General features: G+C 63.3%; 5 protein-coding genes. 4 read left to right on the top strand and 1 reads right to left on the bottom strand.

What is annotated here, in order from left to right:
* Window positions 1–80 precede the first annotated feature (80 nt).
* From AC1DUU_RS25530 to AC1DUU_RS25515, 4 genes are all read left to right on the top strand, one after another.
* Window positions 81–860, top strand: coding sequence for a transporter substrate-binding domain-containing protein (locus AC1DUU_RS25530; RefSeq protein ID WP_476786167.1), 780 nt, complete (start codon window positions 81–83; stop codon window positions 858–860).
* 184 nt (window positions 861–1,044) lie between these two features.
* The gene (locus tag AC1DUU_RS25525) at window positions 1,045–1,713 is read left to right on the top strand and encodes an ABC transporter permease (protein ID WP_476786166.1); all 669 of its coding nucleotides are present in this window, start codon (window positions 1,045–1,047) and stop codon (window positions 1,711–1,713) included.
* Window positions 1,710–2,519 (top strand): ABC transporter permease, encoded by an 810-nt coding sequence (locus AC1DUU_RS25520; protein ID WP_476786165.1) that lies wholly within the window; start codon window positions 1,710–1,712, stop codon window positions 2,517–2,519. The genes AC1DUU_RS25525 and AC1DUU_RS25520 overlap by 4 nt, the downstream gene beginning before the upstream one ends.
* Before the next feature lie 5 nt (window positions 2,520–2,524).
* Window positions 2,525–3,544: an Ldh family oxidoreductase gene (locus AC1DUU_RS25515; protein WP_476786164.1), complete on the top strand. Its 1,020-nt coding sequence runs from the start codon at window positions 2,525–2,527 to the stop codon at window positions 3,542–3,544.
* Between the two features lie 63 nt (window positions 3,545–3,607).
* Here the strand turns inward: AC1DUU_RS25515 and AC1DUU_RS25510 are convergent, their stop codons facing one another.
* On the bottom strand, window positions 3,608–3,805 hold the full coding sequence (locus AC1DUU_RS25510; RefSeq protein ID WP_476786163.1) for a CsbD family protein: 198 nt from the start codon (window positions 3,803–3,805) through the stop codon (window positions 3,608–3,610).
* Between the last annotated feature and the right edge of the window lie 154 nt (window positions 3,806–3,959).

Below are 3,959 nucleotides of genomic sequence, written 5' to 3'. Positions count from 1 at the left end.
AAGCAATTCATCCGCAGCATCGGATAGCGCGGACGAAATCAGGGGAACATCCGAAAACAACGATAAACGGGAGTAACAGCATGAAAGCACTGCTTGCAACAGCGGCCCTGGCCTTGGCCCTCGGCTTGAGCGCGGGGAGCGCCAGCGCCGAGGCGATCAAGGTCGGCATGGCACCAGAGCCCTATCCGCCTTTCGAGTCGCCCGATGCCTCCGGCAAATGGGGCGGATGGGAGATCGACATCATCGAAGCGCTCTGCGCCGAGGCCAAGCTCGAGTGCACCGTCACCATGACCGCCTGGGACGGGCTCATTCCGGCGCTCAATTCCAAGAAGATCGACGCCATCATCAACTCGATGTCGATCACCGACGAGCGCAAGAAGTCGATCGACTTCTCCGACAAGTACTACAACACGCCCACCGGCATCATCGGCGCCAAGGACGTCAAATTCGATGCCACGCCCGAGGGGCTGAAAGGCAAGATCATCGGCGTGCAGGTGTCGACCGTGCACGAGGCCTACGCCAAGAAGCACTTCGGCGAAGGTGCCGCCGAGATCAAGATCTATCAGACTCAGGATGAGGCCCAGGCGGACCTCGCGGCCGGCCGCATCGACGCGGTGCAGGCGGATTCGCTGTCGCTTACGACCTACCTTGCGACCGATGCGGGCAAGGCTTGCTGCGACATGAAGGGCGACGTCGCCGAAGACCTCGAAGTGCTCGGACCGGGCGTCGGCGTGGGCCTGCGCAAGGGCGACGAGGCGCTGAAGGAAAAGTTCAACGCCGCCATCAAGGCCATCCGCGACAACGGCAAATATGCCGAGATCACCAAGAAGTATTTCGACTTCGACATCTACGGCAAGTGACGCCCACTGACGCCAGATAGCCCCTCGCCCCGAAACCCGGGGCGAGGTTTTTGGCATCGCCGCTCATCTTTTTCTTGAGGCGCCATCAAGGAGCAGGCCGATAGAGAATCTCCTGACCCCGCTGCTGCAATCGGGCACGATCGAGCTGCTATCGATCTCGCCGCCAGGCTGGGGCGCCAACCTTTTGCGTGGGCTCGCCAATTCCGTCCAGATCGCGGTCGGCGCCTTCGGTCTTGGTCTGGCGATCGGCATATCCGGTGCCTGGGGCAAGCTTTACGGCAGCCCGATGGTGCGCGACTTGATGGAGATCTACACTACCGTCGTGCGTGCCGTGCCCGAGTTGGTGCTGATCCTTTTGCTCTATTATGCCGGCACCGACCTCATCAACCGCGCGCTCGACAGCTTCGGCTACGCGCCGATCGACATATCAGGCCTTGTCGCCGGCATCTGCGTGCTCGGCATCGTCCAGGGCGCTTACGCCACCGAAGTGATCCGTGGCGCCATCCTCGCCATCCCGCAAGGCCAGATCGAGGCTGCCCGCGCCTATGGCATGGCGCCCGGCAAGATGCTGCGCCGCATCACCTTGCCGGCGATGCTGCCTTTCGCCATTCCCGGCCTCGCCAATCTCTGGCTGATCGCCACCAAGGACACCGCCCTTCTGGCCGTTGTCGGCTTCAACGAACTGACCCAGGAAACCCGCCAGGCGGGCGCGACGACCAAGGCCTACTTCACCTTCTTCGTCGCCGCCGGCGTGCTGTACCTGCTGCTGACCCTGTTCTCCAACGTCATCATCGGCCGTATCGAACGCTGGGCCCGTCGCGGCATGCCGCCGGTGACGGAGACCGGCCAGTGAGTGCCGCCGTTCCCGCCCAGGCAACACCCGCCGTGCGCTCGGAGTGGCTGCAGCCACACCGCATCGTGCTGATCGTCATCGCCGCCGCCCTCTTGTTCTCGGCCATATTCTTCATGCGCTGGGACTGGCTGCCCAATTATTACGACCTGGCGCTGCTCGGCATCTGGCGCACCATCTGGATCCTGGCCGTCACCTGCACGCTCGGCTTCATGCTCGCCATCCCGCTCGGGCTCGCCCAGGCCGCCGGCCCGTTCTGGCTCGCCTGGCCGGCCAAGGCCTTCTGCACCGTCATCCGCGGCACCCCGCTGCTGCTCCAGCTCTGGCTGCTCTACTACGGGCTCGGGTCGCTGTTTCCGCAATTTCCCTGGATCAGGCAGTCCGAACTCTGGCCGATCCTGAGGCAAGCCTGGCCCTACGCGGTGGTGGCGCTGACCTTGTCCTACGCTGCCTATGAGGGCGAGGTGATGCGCGGTGCGTTTGCCGGTGTGCCGAGGGGCCAATTGGAGGCCGCGCGCGCGTTTGGCATGAGCCCGTGGAAGCGGTTCCGCCGGATCTGGCTGCCACAGGCGGTCAGCCGCGCGCTGCCGACATTGGCCGGCGAAACCGTGCTTCAGCTCAAGGCAACGCCGCTCGTCGCCACTATCACCGTCATCGACATCTATGCTGTCGCTTCGCGCGTCCGCCAGGACACCTTCATCGTCTACGAACCGCTCTTGCTGCTCGCTCTTATCTATCTGATCATCACCGGCATTCTCGTCTTCGCCTTCCGCAAGCTGGAGGCGCGGATTCCGGCCAGACTGGGATAACGCCCATGCCGCATACCAAGACCGTCACACTCAACCTCGACGAGGCACGTTCACTGTGCATCTCGGCAGCCATGGGTGCTGGCGCCAGCGAAGAGACCGCGCGCTCCATCGCCCTTGCCGCCGTCGCCGCTGAAGCCGACGGCCAGCCAAGCGTCGGCCTTTCTCATTACATCGACTATCTCGAAGCGCTTGAAGCCGGCCGTATGGACGGCAAGGCAGAGCCAGTCATCCACCGGCCAGCGCTGGCGATCTACCTGTCCGATGGCCAGGGCGGGGCCGCACATACCGGTTTCGACCGCAGCTTCAACGACATCGCCAAGGCGGCAAGGCTGTTCGGCGTCACCATCTTCTCGCAAAAGAATGCCTATACCTGCGGCGCGCTCGGCTATTTCACCGGCCGCCTCGCCGAGGCAGGGCTGGTGGCGCTGGCCGCCACCAACGGCCCGGCATTGGTTGCCGGCTCCGGATCGACCAAGCCGGTCTTTTGCACCAATCCGATATCGCTGGCGGCACCTGTCGTCGATGGACCGCCACTGATCATCGACCAATCGTCAAGCGCGACCGCCTTCGTGAATGTCCGCGAGGCAGCGCATGCCGGCGAAGCGATCCCCGAGGGCTGGGCGCTCGATGCCAGGGGGAAGCCGACAACCGACGCCAAAAAGGCGATGAAGGGCGTGCTGCTGGCCTTTGGCGGCGCGCGCGGCGCCAATATCGCCTTGATGGTCGAGGTGCTTGCCGCCGGTGTGTCAGGCGCCAACTGGTCGCTCGACGCTCCGTCGATCACAGAGGGCCATCAGTCGCCGGGCACTGGGCTGTTTGTGGCGGCGCTCGACCCAAAGCTGTTCGATCCCGGCTTCGATATCCGCATGCGCGTCCAGATCGACAGGCTGTCGGGCCGCTACGGCGTCCACATCCCAGGCCTGGCAAAAGCCGCGGCTCGCGCCCGATCGGAAGCCGAAGGCATCACCGTGCCAGTGGCGGTGCATGCGCGCATTACCGAGTTCGCAGCACGGCACGCCGAATGAACGAAAGCCCCGCGCCTGGCGGGGCTTTGCGCGGCCATGCAGGCCGAATTGTCATAAGGCTGTTCAGTGGCGCGACAGCCAGGTGTCGATATCTTTCTCAGCCTCTTCCTGAGCCTTGCCATAACGCGCCTGAAGACGGCCCGCCAGTTCCTTGCGCTTGCCCTTGATGACGTCGAGGTCGTCGTCCGTGAGCTTGCCCCATTGGCTCTGAACCTTGCCCTTGAACTGCTCCCAATTGCCTTCGATCTGATTCCAATTCATTTGCTTTTCTCCTTACGGGATAGGCACGACAGGTCCGCCGCACTGAGGAGTGAACGCCTCGGGCGCTGCCAGGTTCCGACATTTTTAAAAGTTGATTTTGTCAATCATCTTTATATCAAACCTTGTTGACTTGACCGTGACGCAACCTTTGCGG

It is taken from the genome of Aminobacter sp. P4_H6_2 (assembly GCF_056400805.1).
This window is presented reverse-complemented; position numbering and strand designations above follow the sequence as displayed.

Excerpts from the sequence above, each read along its gene's own strand:
- AC1DUU_RS25510 (WP_476786163.1), bottom strand. The coding sequence starts at position 3,805 with ATGAATTGGAATCAGATCGAAGGCAATTGGGAGCAGTTCAAGGGCAAG.
- AC1DUU_RS25515 (WP_476786164.1), top strand. The coding sequence starts at position 2,525 with ATGCCGCATACCAAGACCGTCACACTCAACCTCGACGAGGCACGTTCA.
- AC1DUU_RS25530 (WP_476786167.1), top strand. The coding sequence starts at position 81 with ATGAAAGCACTGCTTGCAACAGCGGCCCTGGCCTTGGCCCTCGGCTTG.